The sequence below is a fragment of the Nocardia sp. NPDC056100 genome (assembly GCF_042266325.1).
Taxonomy (GTDB): Bacteria; Actinomycetota; Actinomycetes; order Mycobacteriales; family Mycobacteriaceae; genus Nocardia.
Window position 1 is genome coordinate 116,162 of the sequence record NZ_JBHJVY010000006.1, and the last position, 17,485, is coordinate 133,646.

The 17,485-nt window shown below is 66.6% G+C and carries 15 protein-coding genes and 2 tRNA genes; 10 read left to right on the top strand and 7 right to left on the bottom strand.

Annotated elements, in window-relative coordinates; all coding sequences use genetic code 11:
• Positions 1–2: 2 nt before the first annotated feature.
• The 3 genes from ACFC0O_RS39645 to ACFC0O_RS39655 form a co-directional block, all read right to left on the bottom strand.
• Complete coding sequence (locus tag ACFC0O_RS39645; protein ID WP_375967294.1) at positions 3–800, bottom strand: SDR family NAD(P)-dependent oxidoreductase; 798 nt, start codon at positions 798–800, stop codon at positions 3–5.
• 201 nt (positions 801–1,001) lie between these two features.
• Positions 1,002–1,085, bottom strand: a tRNA-Leu gene (locus ACFC0O_RS39650).
• Positions 1,086–1,156: 71 nt separating this feature from the next.
• The gene (locus tag ACFC0O_RS39655; protein WP_364634274.1) at positions 1,157–1,474 is read right to left on the bottom strand and encodes a hypothetical protein; all 318 of its coding nucleotides are present in this window, start codon (positions 1,472–1,474) and stop codon (positions 1,157–1,159) included.
• A 176-nt stretch (positions 1,475–1,650) separates the two neighbouring features.
• On the opposite strand from ACFC0O_RS39655, the gene ACFC0O_RS39660 reads away from it, so the two are divergent.
• Entirely contained in the window at positions 1,651–3,939 is a 2,289-nt protein-coding gene (locus ACFC0O_RS39660) for an ATP-binding cassette domain-containing protein (protein WP_375967296.1), read from the top strand.
• Between the two features lie 79 nt (positions 3,940–4,018).
• Here the strand turns inward: ACFC0O_RS39660 and ACFC0O_RS39665 are convergent, their stop codons facing one another.
• Positions 4,019–4,852 (bottom strand): tetratricopeptide repeat protein, encoded by an 834-nt coding sequence (locus ACFC0O_RS39665; protein ID WP_375967298.1) that lies wholly within the window; start codon positions 4,850–4,852, stop codon positions 4,019–4,021.
• 251 nt (positions 4,853–5,103) lie between these two features.
• Here ACFC0O_RS39665 and mihF point away from each other — a divergent pair, with 251 nt between their 5' ends.
• The 9 genes from mihF (at position 5,104) to ACFC0O_RS39710 (ending at position 15,269) form a co-directional block, all read left to right on the top strand.
• Entirely contained in the window at positions 5,104–5,418 is a 315-nt protein-coding gene (gene mihF, locus ACFC0O_RS39670) for an integration host factor, actinobacterial type (RefSeq protein WP_067563442.1), read from the top strand.
• A 154-nt stretch (positions 5,419–5,572) separates the two neighbouring features.
• Positions 5,573–5,657, top strand: a tRNA-Leu gene (locus ACFC0O_RS39675).
• A gap of 76 nt (positions 5,658–5,733) precedes the next feature.
• Positions 5,734–7,527: an HSP90 family protein gene (locus ACFC0O_RS39680; RefSeq protein ID WP_375967300.1), complete on the top strand. Its 1,794-nt coding sequence runs from the start codon at positions 5,734–5,736 to the stop codon at positions 7,525–7,527.
• Positions 7,527–10,205: a hypothetical protein gene (locus ACFC0O_RS39685; RefSeq protein WP_375967302.1), complete on the top strand. Its 2,679-nt coding sequence runs from the start codon at positions 7,527–7,529 to the stop codon at positions 10,203–10,205. Before ACFC0O_RS39680 ends, ACFC0O_RS39685 begins: the two co-directional genes overlap by 1 nt.
• A 211-nt stretch (positions 10,206–10,416) precedes the next feature.
• The gene (locus ACFC0O_RS39690) at positions 10,417–11,217 is read left to right on the top strand and encodes a helix-turn-helix transcriptional regulator (protein ID WP_375967304.1); all 801 of its coding nucleotides are present in this window, start codon (positions 10,417–10,419) and stop codon (positions 11,215–11,217) included.
• A gap of 115 nt (positions 11,218–11,332) precedes the next feature.
• A complete protein-coding gene (locus ACFC0O_RS39695; RefSeq protein WP_375967305.1) occupies positions 11,333–12,265 on the top strand; it encodes an SMP-30/gluconolactonase/LRE family protein in 933 nt (310 codons plus the stop codon).
• An 81-nt stretch (positions 12,266–12,346) separates the two neighbouring features.
• Complete coding sequence (locus tag ACFC0O_RS39700; protein WP_364634265.1) at positions 12,347–12,730, top strand: hypothetical protein; 384 nt, start codon at positions 12,347–12,349, stop codon at positions 12,728–12,730.
• Positions 12,731–12,758: 28 nt separating this feature from the next.
• Entirely contained in the window at positions 12,759–13,802 is a 1,044-nt protein-coding gene (mgrA, locus tag ACFC0O_RS39705; protein ID WP_375967307.1) for an L-glyceraldehyde 3-phosphate reductase, read from the top strand.
• A gap of 48 nt (positions 13,803–13,850) precedes the next feature.
• Positions 13,851–15,269: an amidase gene (locus ACFC0O_RS39710; protein WP_375967308.1), complete on the top strand. Its 1,419-nt coding sequence runs from the start codon at positions 13,851–13,853 to the stop codon at positions 15,267–15,269.
• Here the strand turns inward: ACFC0O_RS39710 and ACFC0O_RS39715 are convergent.
• From ACFC0O_RS39715 to ACFC0O_RS39725, 3 genes are all read right to left on the bottom strand, one after another.
• The gene (locus ACFC0O_RS39715; RefSeq protein ID WP_375967309.1) at positions 15,259–16,122 is read right to left on the bottom strand and encodes a DUF4389 domain-containing protein; all 864 of its coding nucleotides are present in this window, start codon (positions 16,120–16,122) and stop codon (positions 15,259–15,261) included. The two genes, ACFC0O_RS39710 and ACFC0O_RS39715, sit on opposite strands and share 11 nt — an antisense overlap.
• Positions 16,123–16,249: 127 nt before the next feature.
• Positions 16,250–16,867, bottom strand: a complete 618-nt coding sequence (locus ACFC0O_RS39720; RefSeq protein WP_375967310.1) for an AAA family ATPase — start codon at positions 16,865–16,867, stop codon at positions 16,250–16,252.
• A gap of 35 nt (positions 16,868–16,902) precedes the next feature.
• Complete coding sequence (locus tag ACFC0O_RS39725) at positions 16,903–17,412, bottom strand: hypothetical protein (RefSeq protein WP_375967311.1); 510 nt, start codon at positions 17,410–17,412, stop codon at positions 16,903–16,905.
• Positions 17,413–17,485: the final 73 nt, after the last annotated feature.

The following is a 17,485-nucleotide window of genomic DNA, read 5'->3' on the forward strand; positions in this document are numbered from 1 at the left end:
CGTCAGTGGACCAGCGCGGCCTCCCACGCCCGGTCCTGAAGGTCCGGGTCACGGAGTCGCTCGGGTAGCGATGCGGGTTTGCCCTTGCTCTCGAAGAATTGGCCGCTGCCAACACTTTCCAGGGCCAGGCGGAGGGGAACCCGGGCCGCTCTGTCCGGCCGTGCGCGCTTTTGTACGGCGCGCACGATCGGCCAGATGAAACGCCAGGCGGGGACGGTCTCGGGGGTGAGTTGCCGGACGCCGGGGGTCCAGGCGGTTCCGGGGTTGACCGCGTTGATCGATCGATTGTCGGCGGCCTGGCGGGCGAGCGAGAGCATGGCCAGCAGGTTCAATTGTTTGGCTCGGGCGTACGCGCCGATCGCGGTGTAGGTGTCGGGCTCGGTGAACGGGTCGCCCTTGTGCATGAGCAGTGCGCTGGAGACGATCTGCACGATGCGGGCGTTCGGGGTGAGGATGGGCAGCAGCGCATCGGTGAGAGTGATCGGGCCGAGGTAGTTGAGCGCCGAGATGACCTCGTGCCCTTCCGAATTCAGCGTTCGAGTCGGAAACGCCATACCGCCGACATTGTTCACGAGAATGTCGAGTTCGTCGGTGGTGTGCGCGACCGTCGCGGCCAGTTCGAGGTTTCCGTGCACCGTCGCGTGTTCGGCGGTCAGGAACGTCGCGCCCGTGTGCGCCGCGAACGCCGCACCGCGCGCGGCGTCGCGCCCGGTCACCAGTACCCGCGCGCCCGAGCCGACGAGTCCGATCGCGATTTCGCGGCCGATCCCCTCGGTGCCGCCGGTGACGAGCGCCCTCATGATCGGGCCCGCGATGAGATCAAGGACAGAGATGCCATGACAACTCCAAAGAATGAGTGATTCGCAGGTCGAACGCTAACTTCGGCGGGTGGCGGCCCACATCCGCCGCCAGCCGTAATCAGCGGTACGCCGCTGCGCGCAGGTCCCTGGAATCTGCTCCTTCAAACAAAAAGAGCCCTCCCGAAGGAGAGCTCTTTTCTGTGTCGAGAGGGGGACTTGAACCCCCACGCCCAATAAGGGCACTAGCACCTCAAGCTAGCGCGTCTGCCATTCCGCCACCCCGACTCGGTGTGCTCGACAACAGTAGCCGAGGATGTGGGAAAAACAGAAATCGGCTGGTAGCGGGCGGTTTCGGACTACTTCCTGATGAAGATTCCGGCGATGTCGGCGTTCTTGATCGGGGTTTCGCCATTGGCCTGGATCTGGCACAGGGTCTGCACCGAGGCCATGCCGATATCCACGTTGGTGCCGGACGGCTCGTTCTGAGTGTTGGTCTGCTGCTTGATGAACTTGGTGATGGTGATGCGCTGGGTGTCCGCATCCTGCTTGAGGTAGTCGGTGCATTTGGTGTCGCCGCCCTGGTTCACAGCGGTTTTGATCTCGCTGCAGCCGGACATCAGGGTGACGGCGAACGCGGCGGCGGCGAGGCCGGCGGTCCAGCGCATGGTCTTCATCGGTATGTCCCTCGGGGTAGCGCGCGACGGTGTCCGACCGCCGCGATCGACCGCCACTGTAGAACGGCGCGACCATTCGGCAATCCTGGCTGGACCCTGATATTCAATGGATTTGATGTGATTTGCGTCACATTTCACCGCACGTTCGGGGGTATGTGGATGGCATGGTGAGAGGTATGTCCGCTGCTTCCGCTGAAACGATTCGGGTCCTCGGCGCCCGCGAGCACAATCTGCGCAACGTCTCCCTCGACATCCCCAAGAACAAGATCACCGTCTTCACCGGCGTCTCCGGTTCGGGCAAGTCCTCCATCGTGTTCGACACCATCGCCATCGAATCCCAGCGCCAGCTGTACGCCACCTTCCCGGCGTTCATCCTGAACTTCCTGCCGCGCTATGAGCGCCCGCACGCGGAGGCCATCGAGAATCTCACCGCGCCGGTGATCATCGACCAGAAGTCGGTGGGCGGGGGACCGCGCTCGACGGTCGGGACCATGACCGATATCTACGCGCTCATTCGCGCGCTCTTCGCCCGATTCGGTTCGCCGTCCACCGGGCTGGTGTACGACTACTCGTTCAATACACCGCAGGGCATGTGCAGCGAATGCGACGGCCTGGGCATGACCATCACCGCGGATCCGGACAAGCTGGTGGACCGGTCGAAATCGCTCAACGAAGGCGCGATCCTGCTGCCCGGATACGGTGTGGGCAGCGGGGATTGGCAGCTGTACGGCAATTCCGGGCGCTTCGACCTGGATAAGAAGCTCGCCGACTACAGCGATGCGGAATGGCACGATCTGCTGCACGGCAGTGGCGGCAAAGTGGAGCTGACTTTCAACAAGGGCACCTGGAAAGCCAATTACGAAGGGCTGGCCGATAAATTCACCCGGTCGCGGGTCAAGCGGGATACCTCGGGGCTCTCGGACAAGACCCGGGAGCAGATTCAGAAGTACCTCACCGAGGGCGTGTGCCCGGCCTGTCACGGGGCTCGGCTGAATGAGAAGGCGCTCGCGACAAAGATCAACGGGCGCAATATCGCCGACTGGACCGGATTGCAGATCACCGATCTGATCGAGGTCCTCGGCGAGGTCCAGGATCCGGCGGCACTGGGGTTGGCCGAGGCCACGCGGATCGCGCTCGGGCGGGTCGCCGATATCGGGCTCGGATATCTGAGCCTGGACCGGCCGACGTCGACGCTCTCCGGCGGTGAGGGCCAGCGGTTGAAGATGATCAAACATCTGGGCAGCACGCTGGTCGGGATGACCTACATCTTCGACGAGCCGAGCGTGGGATTGCATCCGCGCGATGTCGGACGCCTCAATCGCATGCTGGAAGCGCTGCGCGACAAGGGCAATACGGTGCTGGTGGTCGAACACGACCCCGATGTCATCCAGATCGCCGATCACATCGTCGATGTCGGTCCGCGCGCCGGAGCGCACGGCGGCGAGATCATGTTCACCGGCAGTTTCGCCGAGCTGCGGGCGGCGCAGACGCTCACCGGGCAGGCGCTGCGGCGGGCGTTCACCGTGAAAGAGGCATTCCGTGCCGCCAATGGTGAACTGCGCGTGGACAATGCGAGCGCGCACAATCTGAAGAACGTCTCCGTCGGGGTTCCGACCGGAATTCTCACCGCCGTCACCGGCGTGGCCGGATCGGGGAAGAGCAGTCTGATCCGCGATGAGTTCATGGCGCGCTATCCGGACTCGGTATTCGTCGATCAGTCGGCCATCGCGGCCTCCTCGCGGTCCACGCCCGCCACCTACCTGGGTTTGATGGATCCGATTCGCAAGCTCTTCGCCAAGGCCACCGGGAAGCCCGCGAGCCTGTTCAGCTTCAATTCCGATGGCGCGTGCACCGAATGCGGCGGGCGCGGGGTGATCATCACCGAGATCGCGTACATGGATCCGGTGACCACGCATTGCGAATCCTGTGACGGCCGCAGGTTCTCCGAGGAGGTGCTCGGACTCACGCTGCGCGGTAAGTCGATCGCCGATGTGCTGGAGCTCTCGGCCGAGGCCGCCGTCGATTTCTTCCCGGAAAAGGCGCTGAATGCCAAGTTGCGCACCATGAATGAGGTCGGACTCGATTATCTGAGCCTCGGACAAGCCATGAGCACGCTCTCCGGCGGTGAACGCCAGCGCATCAAACTCGCCACCCAATTGCAGAACAGCGGGGCGGTGTACGTCCTGGACGAGCCCACCACCGGACTGCACATGTCCGATGTCGACACGCTGCTGCGGCTGATGGACGGCCTGGTCGAGCGCGGAAACACCGTCGTGGTGATCGAGCACAATCTCGATGTCGTCGCGCACGCCGACTGGGTCATCGACCTGGGTCCGGACGGCGGCAAGAACGGCGGCGAGATCGTATTCACCGGCACCCCGGCCGAATTGCTGCGGCATCCGGACTCGCTCACCGGCGAATACCTGCGGCTCTACAAGGACGGCTCCGCGGTACGCGGAAACTGAGATGCGCTGGCAGTGACTGCCATTCGGCATCGACTGCGCCCCGCCGGATTCGAAGTGGCGGGGCCGCAGTGGTTTCCGGTCAGTGCGCGGGGGATTCGGCGTTGATCGCCGCGCGCCAGATACGGGCTTCGGTGGGATTGCCGCGGCGGTCGAGGACGTCGGCCAGCCCTGCCATGGCGCGGGTATTGCCGTGCTCGGCGGCGATGCGCCACCACTGTTCGGATTCGGCGAGCTGGCCCAGGCGCAACAGCACCACGGCCAGATCGTAGGCGGCGCTCATATTTCCCAAACCGGCTGCCTGTCGCCATAATTCGCAGGCTTTGCGGTCGTCGCCGCGATGGTGCAGGGCCACGCCGAGGTCGTAGAGCGCGCCGGTGTAGCGTCCGGCGTCCGCGGGCGGAATGGGGTCGGGCGGGGTGGGGGCGGTGGCCAGTTCGACCACGAGTTCGGTGAAGTCGGGCGGGCCGACGCCGGTGCTGCAGTGCAGCACCAGGCACGATCTCTCGCGGGTGATGAGCATGCCGTAGTTGCCGGACCAGGAGACCACATCGCCGAATTCGTCGACCCAGACCGGGGTCAGCGAGATGGCGGCATCCCTGGAGTCGGGGCGGACGTGCAGTTCGATGCCGCCGGACATGGCGTCGGCCCAGACGTCAACCCCACTCAACTGGCGGCCGTTCAGGAGTACATGCCCGCTCTCCACGGCCAATCCCATACCCACCCCGCGTACCCCGCGGCGCGGTGCGGCCGAGCGCAAGGTGAGCGTGACGGTGGTGGGGGAGATGCCCACGCTCTGCGAATGCAGCGGGTAGACCTTCGCGCCGTTCCAGGTCAGCGGCTCGGAACTGTCGTATCGGTGCGCCAGCGGTGATTCATCGGTGGCCCACCCGGCGTACCGATACGAGTTTGTCATCTGCCCCGCCTTTCACCGGTGCGCGTGCGGTGTTCCGGCCCACCGTAATACCGATCCCGGCCGATGAGCGGCGTATTTGCCAGGTGACTTTTTCAGCAAACTTCTGGACAATTGACCGGCGATACGAGACGGTTTCGGCAGGTCGCTCGACGTGTTGAGCCGAAACACGCGGTGTGTCGTACCGGTTGCGGGCCTGGCGTCATGTTTACTCGACGCCGACGTACCAGCGAACGAGTGAAAGGTAAGGACATATGGCTCTGCCCACCATGACCCCCGAACAACGCTCTGAGGCGCTGGCCAAAGCCGCCGCGGTGCGCAAGGCCCGCTCGGAGTTGATCGCGCAGGTCAAGCAGGGATCGGTCAGTCTGGCGGAGGTTCTCAAGCGCGCAGACAAGGAAGACCTGGTCAAGAAGACCAAGGTAGCGGCCGTGATCAAGGCGCTCCCGGGAATCGGCCCCGTCAAGGCGGCCAAGTTGATGGATGAGGCGGAAATCCCGGCCGATCGTCGTATCGGTGGCCTGGGCTCTCGCCAGCGCGCTGCGCTGCTGGAGGCGTTGAGCGCCTGAGTTTCGGGGGGTCGCCGGCCGGGCCGCACATCAGCCCGGCGGCAACCGCTCCCGCCGCTCCGACGTCTCCTCCACCGCGCGATAAACGGGTTGCGACCGGGATGGATGATTTTGTACCGGACCATCGCATCCGATAACCTGGCTGAGCACACCGGTCCGGGTGGCGGAATGGCAGACGCGCTAGCTTGAGGTGCTAGTGCCCGTATTAGGGCGTGGGGGTTCAAGTCCCCCTCCGGACACACCAAGGCGTGAATTCCTGTTGAATGACACAGGGATTCACGCCATTTTTTATCGCTGTGGGGTTCGGAGGTTCAGGTGGAGCAGGTCTTTCAGGTTGATCTGCGCGGCATTGTGGATTTACTGAGTCACCACCTGTACGGCAGTCCGCGGGTATATGTGCGCGAGTTGCTGCAGAACGCGGTGGACGCGATCACCGCGCGCCGAGCTCTCGAACCGGACGCACCCGCCGTGATACGGATCGAAACACCGGATATCACCGGAGACGGCAGCATTCGGGTGCACGACAGCGGGATCGGGTTGACTGAATCCGAGGTGCACACTTTTCTCGCGACCATCGGCCGCAGCGCCAAACGCGATGAACTCGGGTTCGCCAGGCACGAATTCCTGGGGCAGTTCGGCATCGGCCTGCTGTCGTGCTTCATGATCGCCGATCAGGCGCTGGTGGTGACCCGGTCCGCGAAGGGCGGGCCGACCGTGCGCTGGACCGGATACGCCGACGGCCGGTTTCGGGTCGAGACCGTCGAGGACCGCGGCGAGCCCGGCACCACCGTCACCCTGCTGCCGCGATCCGGGATGGAGCAGTGGGCCACCCGCGCCACCGTCGCCGATCTCACGGCCCTGTTCGGTGGTCTGCTCCCGTTCCCGGTGATGGTGGACGGTCATTCGGGGTCGGATTCCGTATTGCCTTGGCAGGCCAGTCATCCCACCCCGGATGATCGGCAGGCCGCGCTGGCCGCGTACGCCGAGGACACCTTCGGGTTCACCCCGTTCGCCAGTTTCGACCTGTCCTGCGCCGAGGCCGGGCTCACCGGTGTGGCTTTCGTGCTGCCGCATGCCGCCAATCCGGCCGCGCGCGCCGGACATCGGGTCTATCTCAAACGAATGTTGCTGTCCGAGAACCTCATCGGTTTGCTGCCGGACTGGGCCTTCTTCATCCGCTGTGTGGTGGACACCGGTGAGCTGCGGCCGACGGCCAGCCGTGAGGCGCTCTACGAGGACGATCTGCTCGATGCCACTCGTGAGGCGCTCGGTGCGCGGGTTCGGGATTGGCTGGTCGAGCTCGCCACCGCCGATCCGGGCGGATTGGCACGGTTCCTGCAGGTGCACGACATGGGCGTGAAGGCGCTGGCGCTGCACGACGACGATATGCTCCGGCTGGTCGATCGGTGGCTGCCGGTGGAAACCAATGCGGGCCGCATCCCGCTCGCGGAATTCCGCCGCCGCTTCGGCACCGTGCGCTACACCCCGTCGGTGGAGGAGTTCCGTCAGCTCGCGGCGGTGTCCAGCGCGCAGGGCCTGGGCCTGGTGAACGGCGGCTACTCCTACCTCAGCGAAATCGTGGAGCGATTGCCCGCGATCGATCCCGATATCCGGGTCGCCCGATTGGATGCCGCCGAACTCGCGACCCATTTCGATCTGGTGGATCCGGCGACCGAACTCGCGCTGCGGCCGTTCCTGTCGATCGCGCAGCGCTGCCTGGATCGGCTGGACTGCGAGGTCGCGCTGCGCGGTTTCGATCCGCCGTCACTGGGTGCGCTGTACCTGCTGGATCGTGATACCGCGCACCGGGCCGAATTGCGGGCCACCCGCGAGGTCGCCGACGAGCTGTGGGCCGATGTGCTCGGCGCGTTCGACACCGGTCCGGGTCCGGACCGGCCGCAGCTGCTGCTCAACTACCGCAATCCACTGGTGCGGCGTGTCTGCGGGCTCACCGATCCGGGTCTGGTGACGACGGCGGTGGAAGCGCTCTACAGCCACGCGCTGCTGCTCGGCCAGCATCCGATGCGCCCCGTCGACAGCGCCCTGCTGACCAAATCTTTTGTCGGACTGCTCGATTGGGCAGTGCACGATCCGGAGGGGAAACTCTGATGGCGCCCAGCGAGGACGACCTGCGCACGCTGCTCACCCAGGCCGGCGAACTGCCCGAGGGTGACGGCAAGGACGCCGCGCTGGAACAGATCCTGCGGCACGCCGAGGCCGGTGGCCATTCGATGCTGGCGTTCGAGACGCGCTTGGACCTGGTCAGCGCGTACGCCGGGGGTATGCAGCCGTCGAAGTTGTTCGTGCCCTTCGCGCGGTGCCTGGCCGACTACGACCGGAATCCGGCGGAGTACCCGGAGTGGGCGGCCTGGCGGTTGCGCTGGTTCTTCAAGTTCGCCGTGCAGGGGATGGTGAATTTTCCGGAGGTGTCCAAGGATCGGGCGCTGGCGGCGCTGGATCAGATGGAGCGGCGCTACAAGTCCGAGGGGCAGAGCCCGAACGCGGTGTACGCGCATCGGCATCGCGTCACCCTGCATCTGGGTGATCTGACGGCCGCCGAGGACTGGTACGGGCGCTGGTGCACCAGCCCGCGCGACCACAATTCCGACTGCGAGGGCTGCGATCCCAGTCAGAAGGTCGCCTATCTCGCCGAACTCGGACGCGACGGCGAGGCGATCGAGGTGGCCACGCCGGTGCTCGCGGGTGAGCTGACGTGCCGGGAACAACCGCAGACGATCCTCAGCGAGCTGATGCTGCCCTATCTGCGCACCGGACAGTGGGAGCAGGCCCGCAACGCGCATCGCCGGGCCTACCGCATCCTGCGCAACCGGCCGCAGGATCTGGCCACCATGGCCCGGCATCTCGAGTTCTGCGCGCTCTCGGGCAATCATGCCCGCGGCCTGGAAATCCTGGAGCGCCACCTGCCCTGGCTGGATCGTGCGCCGAATCCGCTGGCGGCCATGCAATTCGCCGGGTCCGCGGCGCTGCTGCTGCGCACGGTCGCCGAGGCCGGGCACGCGGACGCCATGATCCGGCGTCCCGGGCACGCGGATCGGCCCGCCACCGAGCTCACCGCGGGCGCATTGCTCGAGGAGATGCGCGGTCACGCGCTGGCGATCGCCGCACGTTTCGATCAGCGCAATGGCACCGATCGCCAAACCGCTTCGGTGTGTGAACTACTCGATCAGAAGCCGGTGGTCGACCAACTGCCGCTGTCGATTTCGGTTCGGCCGGGCCCGGTACTCGACCCGCCCGCCGCCACGGATCCGCCGGAGCTGCCGGTACTCGAACTTGTCGAACGCCTCGAATCCGCTCAGGGCGCCAAGGCATTGGCCGCGATGGGCCCGCTGATGCGGCAGCTCGAAGAACACGATCCCGCCGATCCCGTGCTGGCCGGACGGATCGCGGCACTGCTTTCGTTCCATGCCGCGAGCGGCGGCGAGGACGAGCGCTCGGAATCATTGCTGCGGCGGGCGGTCGAATTGTTCACCGCCGCGGGGGAATCGGAGCGTCGCACGGTCGCGGTCTCGCGCCTCGGCGCGAAACTGTGCGGTAGCGGCGATCTGTCCGAGGGCCTGGCGCTGCTTCGCGCCGCATACGCCGACCTCGACCTGGTCGCACCGATCAACGACCGGGTGTGGGTGGTGCTGCGTCTGATCAGCGGACTCGGCGACGCCGTGGGTAACGGTCATGATGCTGTCACCCTCGACGAGATCGCGGTCCTGCTGGAACAGAGCGAGGAAATCGCGGCGGCATCCGAGGATCCCGTGCTGATCGGCGATATCGCCTACGAGCACATGGATTTCGAGGAGCTTCGACACCGGCACGAGGAGGCACTCGACGCCGGTGCTCGAGCGCTGGCGGCCTACCGCGCGTCCGGGCCGCCACTCATGGTGGTGCTCTGCGCGTGCCGAATGGCGGAAGCGAACGCCGATCGCGGCGACCACGACGCCGGGCTGGCTCTCGTCGGGGAAGCATTGGCCGTGGCATCGCCGGAGATCCCCGCCGGTTTGCGCGCACGCGCGCACAGATTGCGGGGGCAGTTGCTGCGGCAGGTGGATCGCGATGCCGAAGCGGTCGGTGAACTGCTGTCCGCCATCGCGCTGAGCGACGATCCCCATGAGGTCCCGTCGATGAAATGGTCTCTGGCCGAGGCATATCGCGCGACCGGGCAGCTCGTCGACGCCGCCGACGCGGCCGAGGAGGCGATCGCCGGATGTGAGGCGCACGGTCACCTCGCGGCGGCCCACGGCTGCCGGTTCCTGCTCGCCGATCTGCATCGCGCGCTGCGCGAACCCGAGGCGGCGCTGGCGATCTACGACGAAATCATCGAATTCCACAGCGGCGCGGACGATCACGCGGCCCTGGGCTACACCCTCGCACTAACCGCGGACTTCCTCGACGCCCTGGCGGCCGCGACGCCCTGGCGGCCGAGTACTACCGGCGAGCCGCCGAGGCGGCCGAGCTGGCCGAGGATCCACTGCGCGTGTCCTACACCCGCTACAGCGCTGCCCTGTCCTTACATTGGAGCGGCGCGAACGCCGACGCGTTGGCCGCCCTCGACCCGGCCGAGCAAGCCATCGCCGCCCTGGCAGCCACCGACCCGGATCCCGAAGTGCTGCACTGGCATACCGCACGTTTCGAACACAGTGCCGCACGCATCCTGCGCCGTGCGGGCCGTCTCGACGAGGCGGTGGCGAGATCGACAACCGCCGCCGCCCACTTCCGCTCGATCGGCGACCCCACGAACGCGGCCCGCGTCGATCTCGGCCAAGCCCGCATACTGATCGACCTCCACCGACCAGCCGATGCGGTGCACCTACTCGACGCCACCCTCACCGAAATCGCCGCCGACGAAGACTCCCTCCGCCCCGCCCTGATCGAAGCCCTGGAGCACGCCCGCACCCAACTCTGAGACGCACAGACGTATCCAGGGTTCGAAGCGGCCGCAGTCGGCTCGCCGAGCGCTCCGATACGGTGGCCGCCTAGCCTGGGCGAGTGACGGACAATCTCCTCGGTGAATTCCTGCGGGCGCGGCGGGCGACTGTGCAGCCCGCGGACATCGGGGTGGTCTCGTACGGTCGTCGCCGGGTGGCGGGGTTGCGGCGCGAGGAGGTCGCGGCCGCGGCCGGAATGAATCAGGACTATTACACGCGGCTGGAACAGGGTCGGGAGCGGCGACCGTCGGCGCAGCTGCTCGAGGCGCTGAGTCGCACGCTGCTGCTGAATGCCGAACTGCGCGATCACATGTTCCGGCTCGCGGGCGTCGCACCGACGGGGCGAGCGGTCGACACGGTCGCTCCGGTACTGCGGGGGATTCTCGAAAGTTATCCGGCCGCACCGGCTTTCGTACTGAACCCGGCGATGGACATACTTGCCGCCAATGCGATGGCCGACGCGTTCTTCTCGGGTTACGCGCGAATCGACAATCTGGCGCGCATGACATTCCTCGATCCGATCAGCCCCGACTTCTGCGGGGATTGGATCTGGACCTGTCAGGCGATCGTGGCGGGCTTCCGGCAATCGGGCGCACTGTTCCCCGACGACCTCCGGCTGTGCGAGGTGATCGCCGAACTCACCACGGCCAGTGCCGATTTCGTCGAGCTGTGGAATTCCTACACCCTGTGCGCCGCCACCACCGACGCCCGCGCGTTCACCCACCCGGAAGCCGGTCCGCTCCGCCTGACCTACCAATCGTTCGATGTGCGCGGTGCGGCGGGCCAGCGCCTGATGCTCTACCAACTCGAACCAGGCCCCGGCGCGGAGTCTTTGGCCCGGCTCGCCGCCCACCCCGCCTGATTCACCCGGTTTCCTGGGTGTCACGCACCCAGGCACACCCGCGGCGACCGCACCTACCATGCATGAGCACTCCGCGAACAGGCTCGCGGCAACCACTCAGCACGCAGGAGACCCCGTGCCGGATACGCGGCAGCACAACCTTCACGCCCGCAATCCCTCCCGGTATCGCGCCCTCGCCTCATCGTGCGCGGCCGTCGTGGCTCTGACCGCGACAGGCGCTGCCACATCGGCGAACGCGCACGCCGACCCCGCATCCTGCCCCGTCGCCACCGCCACGACGTTCACCGCACCGACCGTCCCATTCCTGGACTGGGCCGAGAACCTCGGCTACGACGCCCAGGGCAACCTCTGGGTATCCCGCCTCTACCGCAACGAGGTCCAGCGCTACGACACGACTGGCCGCATCACCGCCACCGTCCCCGTCACGTCCCCCGGTGCGATCCGCCTGGGCCCCGACCACCTGCTCTACGTCGTCTACGGCGACAACTCCCTGAACATGGTCCCCGGCGCGCGAAACGGCGGCGTTGTCCGCTTCGACCCGGCCGCCCCCACCCTCACCCCCGAAGTCTTCATCGGCGGCCTGACCATGCCCAACGGTGCTGCCTTCGACCCCGCGGGCAACCTCTACATCGCCGACACCGCAGAGGGCGTGATCCGAGTCCGCCGCGACGGCACCGTCGACACCGACTGGACCGCCCAAGCCACCCTCTTCGGCGTCAACGGCCTTGCCATACAGGGAGATTCGCTCTATACGACGGTCTACCTCGCCCCCGATGGCCGCATCCAGCAAATCCCGATCGCCACCCCCGCCCGGTCCCACACCACCCTCGACCTCCCGCTCGCCGACGACCTCACTTCCGCCCCGGACGGATTCCTCTACGTCGCAACAACCTCGGGCACCCTCCTGCGCGTGGACCCCACCCGACGCACCACCTGCGCACTGCTCAGCACCGGCCCCTTGGCCGCGGTGGTTCCGATCCCCGACACCCCCGATCTGATGGTCACCACCGGATCCGGCGATATTCTGCGCGTCCATCCGAGCGATTAGCCCCGCACCCTTCGTGGCGAAGTCGGGGCCGGGAGAGGACAGTTGAGGCGTATCGGCGAATTCGTCCTCAGGAGTAGTGCTATGGCGTCTGACAAGCCCTTTGGGATCGATCCGGAAGATTTCGAGCGTGCGCTGCGGGAGGCGGGGGTCGAGATCGGTGGGTTGCTGGGGAAGGCGGGGGAGTTCATCGATAAGGCGGGGGTGAATACGTTGGCGGGGTTGTTGGGGCAGTTCGCACAGCCGGAGCGGGGGCGGGCGACGAAGGTCGAGGAGGAGACGACCGGGGAGACCGGGAGTGGGGTGTGGGCTATTTACAGCCTCGATGAGGCCGGGGCGGCGTTGGTGGAGCAGGTTTTTCCCAGTGAGCTGGAGGCTTTGCGGGCGCATCGGGACAATACCGATGTGCGGCGGCGGGTGCGGTTTCTGCCGTACGGGGTGCCGGTGACCGCGTTGGATGGGAACTGAACGCCGGAGGCGTGCTACATAGTTCGGCATGACATTTGCTGCTGATCCGGCCCGATACGACGGGGCCATGCGTTACCGACGGTGCGGACGGTCCGGGTTGGATTTGCCGGTGCTGTCGCTCGGGTTCTGGCATAACTTCGGCGATGACCGGCCGTTCGAGGAGCAGCGGGCAATCGCGTTGCGCGCGTTCGATTCCGGGATCACGCATTTCGATCTGGCCAATAACTATGGACCGCCCTACGGTGCGGCGGAGATAAATGCCGGGCGGCTGTTGCGGGAGGATCTCGCGGCGTATCGCGATGAATTGATCATCTCCACCAAGGCCGGGTGGGATATGTGGCCGGGGCCGTACGGGCAGGGCGGCGGGTCCCGCAAATATGTGCTGGCATCGCTCGATCAGTCGCTGACGCGGCTCGGACTCGATTACGTCGATATCTTCTATTCGCACCGGTTCGATCCGGATACGCCGCTGGAAGAAACCGCGCGGGCGCTGGATACCGCTGTGCGGCAAGGGAAAGCGCTGTACGTCGGGATCTCCTCGTACACCGCGCCGAACGCGGCGGCGATGGCGGAGCTGCTGCGGGAGCTGGGAACGCCGCTGCTGATTCATCAGCCGTCCTATTCGATGCTCAATCGCTGGATCGAGACCGAGGGGCTGCTCGATACCGCGGCCGACGCCGGATTCGGGATCATCGGTTTCACCGCGCTCGCGCAGGGACTGCTCACCGCCAAGTATCTGGACGGCGTCCCGGCGGGTTCGCGTGCCACACAAGGCAAATCGTTCCAGACCGAATGGCTCACCGAGGAGATGATCGGCCGCCTGCGCGGATTGAACGATATCGCCGCCAAACGCGATCAGACACTGGCGCAGTTGGCCTTGACCTGGGCACTACGCGATCCGCGCGTCACCTCGCTGGTGATCGGCGCATCGTCGACGCAGCAGCTGGATCAGAATGTCGGCGCACTGGCCGGACCGGAATTGACAGATTCGGAATTGGCGGCGATCGATGCCCTGCTCGATGACGACGGCACGGTCGATCTGTGGCGCGCAGCCCGCAAGGGCGAGTTGTAAGCGGCCGGAAGCCTTCCCCGTGCGGTGGCCGCTCTCTATGCTCGGCTAATGCTGGACAGTCGACTAGATGCCTTCGCCGATGACGCCCTGGGACATCATGACGCGGTCGGAGCGGCGGCCGCGGTGCGCGCCGGAGTGACCACCGCGGCCGAACTGGCCGCGGCCGCCGCGGCCCGCGCCCGCAAGGTCGATCCGGCGCTGCACGCGATCGCGTACGCCGATTACGAACAGCCGCGCTACGGCGAAAACGAATCCGCCGCACTGTACGGGGTACCGAGCTTCGTCAAGGACAACACCGATGTGCGCGGTATGCCCAGCAATCACGGGACCACCGCGTTCCGGGCGCGGCCCGCACGGGCCGACGGCGTGTACACGCGCCAGCTCCGCGATACCGGGCTGACGGTGCTGGGCAAATCCCGGCTGCCGGAGTTCGGGTTCAGTGCCACAACCGAATTCATGACCGACGAACCCGCGCGCAACCCGTGGAACACCGAGTATTCGGTGGGCGCGTCCTCCGGTGGCGCGGCCGCGCTGGTGGCGGCGGGCGTGGTGCCGATCGCGCACGCCAATGACGGTGGCGGTTCGATTCGCATCCCGGCGGCGTGCGCCGGATTGGTGGGACTGAAGCCGAGCCGAGGCCGGCATGTGGACGGCGATATGGCGCGCATGATGCCGATCAACCTGGTCTCCGAGGGCGTGCTCACCCGCACCGTGCGCGATACGGCCGCGTATGTGGCCGCGGCGGAGGACTATCGGCGCAATCCGGCGCTGCCGCCGATCGGCGCGGTGCTGGGTCCGGCGCGGCGGCGGCTGCGCATCGGGCTGGTGACCGAGACGCTGATGGGCGAGCCGATCGACGCCGAGACGCGGACTGCGGTGGAATACACCGCGGCACTGCTGGAGCATGCGGGACATCATGTCGAGCCGGTGCGATTGCCGGTCACGCGCGGCTGGGCCGACGATTTCGTGCAATTGTGGGCGCTGCTGGCCGATTTGATCGGCACGGCGGGCAAGCTGACCTTCGACCTGTCCTTCGACACCGCCGAATTCGATGGGCTCACTCGCGGTTTGCGGGCGCATCATCGGGCGCATCTGTATCGCACGCCCGCGGCGCTGTGGCGGCTGCGCGGTACCGCGGACACGGTGGCCGGGATGTTCGCCAAACACGAACTGATTCTCTCCCCGGTGCTCTGCCACACCACGCCGAAGATCGGTTATCTCAGTCCCACACTGGATTTCGATGAACTGCTGACGCGGCTGATGAACTACGTCGGGTTCACCCCGATTAACAATGTGGCGGGCACACCGGCGATTTCACTCCCGATGGGCATGACCGGTGCGGGCATGCCCATCGGTGTGCAATTGTCCGCGGCCTACGGTGATGAACGGACGCTGCTGGAATCGGCGTTCGAACTCGAAGCGGCGCACCGTTTTCCGTCGATCGCGGGACGGCGTCCTACAGTTTGACGATGTGCGAGGTGCCCGGCGCCGAGGTGTAGTCGTCGGAATCGTCGTCATAGTCGGTGGTGACGCTCTGCAGCAGGCTCGCCGCGATGCCCAGGATCAGCATGACGATGAGCAGTACCTGCCCGGCGCGCGAGAGCAGCAGCGGCCGGGTCGGGGACTGCTGCGGCACCGACGGCACCCACTCCGCACTCGCATCGGCCGGAACGCCGGTCTGATCACCGAATACGCCCTTGAGGTAGGCGGGGGTGAGCAGATACGTGTAGGCCTGCGTGCGCAATTCGACCCGCAGCACCGCGCTGGTCGCCTCGAAGACCGGCCGCGGCATACGCCCGGTGATCAGCACGATCAGCCACAGTACGAACGACACCACCGCCCAGCCGCCGGTGAGCCAGCTGGCGAAGATGAGGATCGGGAAGGCCAGGATCAGCCGGAACAGCACCGCCAGCCGATTCAGCGGTGTCGGCGCCGGAAACAGCACGCGCACAGGATAATCCGGCGGATTCCAGGCGAACGGCGGGTACGCGTCGACCAGCAGCATGCCGTACGCGTAGACCCGCGTGCTGTAGGAGAAGTAGCCGCGCAGGAAATCGCCGCACCACTCCGGCAGCCGCCCGGTGAACAGCGCGCCGAACCAGCCGCAGACCACCACCACGAACGCCGCGATGCCCAGCACCCACAGCGCGATCAGCTGTGGAATGACCAGCAGTGCACGCAGCAGCACCGTCCAGCGCCGATGCTGTTCCGGCGGAAAGACATCCAGCTCCACCAGCGTCTCACCGCCCTGCCAGCCCTGGCTGCCCGGTGGTTGCTGCCACTCCGCGCCGCCGGAGGGCCACGGTTCACCCATCGTCATGTGATCACACCCGCTTTCGGATTCGAGCCGTACGCAGTCGAGCCCGAATGTAGTCCGGAACGGGAGAATTGCCCGGTAACGCGCCGGTGTGACGGCGACTACCGGGCGGGCGGCACTCGCGGCGAACTCACCGGGAGGGACGGGTCGCGCGCGCTTTCTCGATATCGCCGCGAATTCGCTCCGTGATAGCGGTCAGGTCCCAGCTCACATCGATGCGGGTCTCGGTGGTGAATCCCAGTGGCTGCCAGCCGTGGTACCACTCGGCGAGCGAACTTTCCGGCACCTCGGCGGCCAGCGGGCGGCTCGCATGCCGGACCAGGGTCTCCTCGAAGGTGAGGTCGAAACCGTAGAAAAGGCTCGCCGGGGCCGATCGGGCCAGGCGTTCGAGCATGGCCTCGTAGCGGCGGCTGTCCAGAATGCCTTCGACGATGGTCACCAGACCGCGAGCCAATGCGAACCGCGCGATGTGCTCGATCAGGTCGACATTGATGCGCCCGGGTTCGTCCGGCTCCCAGGTCATTTGACGGCGCACCACATCCTGCGGCACCACGACGCAGCTGCCGCGTTCCATCGAATGCTGCAAAGTCCGTGCGGTGGTGGACTTCCCGGACGCCGAATTGCCGCGCAGCACCACCAGCACCGCGCGGCTCGCACTGTCGCCTACGACCTCGACCGCACTGTCGCTCGCGACCCCGACCACGCTGTCGCCCGCGACCGGGGCCGCCCCGCCGTCTCCATTCGTCATCGCCCTCACCGTATCCGGCGGCCCGATCGGCGATATCAGGAGGCGACGGGCACGATGCGACCGTCGGCGGTGTGCACGTGAATGAGCGGATGTTCACCGTTGCGGGTGCGGACCAGGGCGAAGGCCAAACCGTTGGACGCGATCGGGGCCGTGTAGCTGTCGATGGTGGATATGACCGTCAGGCTGGTGGCATCGGCCGCGGCGGTGCCCAGCACCGCCGACCAACTGGTTTCGGCGGGTTTGCCATTCGGGTCCGGATGCGCGACCCGGCTGCGACTCATACGTAGTAATGGGCGATGGTCCAGCGTGCGGGCGGGCCGCGCGCGGGAGACCGGGCGCGGGGTGCCCGAGACCATCGCCGGGGTTATCCATTCATCGTCACGGTGTTCCACGATGACGATGACGCGGAAATCCCGGCTCTCCAGCAGCACCGCGGCCGCACCGTCGCCGTGTTCGATGAGCGCCACCGGCTCGAAGCCCTGGTCGAGTGCGGCCAGCCGGGCGGCGGCCGCCGCCACGGCGGGATGCGGAGGTATGGAAGTCATTGGGGCTGCCCCCTTCACCTCGGATCGAACCACGAATTGTAGGCAGCGGCGGCGGGCGCGGCCACTCATACGC

What these genes read in the sequence shown, in the direction of transcription:
- ACFC0O_RS39645 (WP_375967294.1), bottom strand. Translation starts at nt 800, where the DNA reads ATGAGGGCGCTCGTCACCGGCGGCACCGAGGGGATCGGCCGCGAAATC.
- ACFC0O_RS39655 (WP_364634274.1), bottom strand. Translation starts at nt 1,474, where the DNA reads ATGAAGACCATGCGCTGGACCGCCGGCCTCGCCGCCGCCGCGTTCGCC.
- ACFC0O_RS39660 (WP_375967296.1), top strand. Translation starts at nt 1,651, where the DNA reads ATGTCCGCTGCTTCCGCTGAAACGATTCGGGTCCTCGGCGCCCGCGAG.
- ACFC0O_RS39665 (WP_375967298.1), bottom strand. Translation starts at nt 4,852, where the DNA reads ATGACAAACTCGTATCGGTACGCCGGGTGGGCCACCGATGAATCACCG.
- mihF (WP_067563442.1), top strand. Translation starts at nt 5,104, where the DNA reads ATGGCTCTGCCCACCATGACCCCCGAACAACGCTCTGAGGCGCTGGCC.
- ACFC0O_RS39685 (WP_375967302.1), top strand. Translation starts at nt 7,527, where the DNA reads ATGGCGCCCAGCGAGGACGACCTGCGCACGCTGCTCACCCAGGCCGGC.
- ACFC0O_RS39700 (WP_364634265.1), top strand. Translation starts at nt 12,347, where the DNA reads ATGGCGTCTGACAAGCCCTTTGGGATCGATCCGGAAGATTTCGAGCGT.
- mgrA (WP_375967307.1), top strand. Translation starts at nt 12,759, where the DNA reads ATGACATTTGCTGCTGATCCGGCCCGATACGACGGGGCCATGCGTTAC.
- ACFC0O_RS39710 (WP_375967308.1), top strand. Translation starts at nt 13,851, where the DNA reads ATGCTGGACAGTCGACTAGATGCCTTCGCCGATGACGCCCTGGGACAT.
- ACFC0O_RS39715 (WP_375967309.1), bottom strand. Translation starts at nt 16,122, where the DNA reads ATGACGATGGGTGAACCGTGGCCCTCCGGCGGCGCGGAGTGGCAGCAA.
- ACFC0O_RS39720 (WP_375967310.1), bottom strand. Translation starts at nt 16,867, where the DNA reads ATGACGAATGGAGACGGCGGGGCGGCCCCGGTCGCGGGCGACAGCGTG.
- ACFC0O_RS39725 (WP_375967311.1), bottom strand. Translation starts at nt 17,412, where the DNA reads ATGACTTCCATACCTCCGCATCCCGCCGTGGCGGCGGCCGCCGCCCGG.